General features: G+C 65.6%; 1 pseudogene. It reads right to left on the reverse strand.

The features are described from left to right. Window positions 1-80: 80 nt before the first annotated feature. A pseudogene (locus ACFHWW_RS34410) lies at window positions 81-392 on the reverse strand (2-phospho-L-lactate guanylyltransferase); the annotation flags it as partial.

Here is a 392-nt window from a genome sequence, read left to right on the forward strand (position 1 = left end):
GGCAAGATCAACGAGGCTCAAGGCTTGCTCGCGGCTCAGCCGCCGGTCGAGGTCGAGGTTTGCAAGCAGCGTTGCGTGTGTCATGGCTGAAATATCTCCTTGCATGATACGGTTGGCGACGCCGGATGCGGCCGGGCCAAGCGCTTGAGATGGGCGCGTGTCCGCATGGCTCGGCCTTCGCACGCGTCGATGAAGAGGTCGGAGGAGACATCGATGTCGTGCCCGGCGCCATCGAGAAGCAGCACATGCGCTTCGATGCCGCCATCGCGGGCCGCCGCCAAATGCCGCACGAAACTGTTTTCGCCGTAGGCCACGGGAAACGCCCCCGGCGGCGACATCGCCAGAATGATGGTGCCGCCATCGCGGGCCGCCGGCACGAGGACGGCTGATCC

The organism is Sinorhizobium sp. P24N7 (assembly GCF_042436655.1).
Lineage (GTDB): Bacteria > Pseudomonadota > Alphaproteobacteria > Rhizobiales > Rhizobiaceae > Sinorhizobium > Sinorhizobium meliloti_A.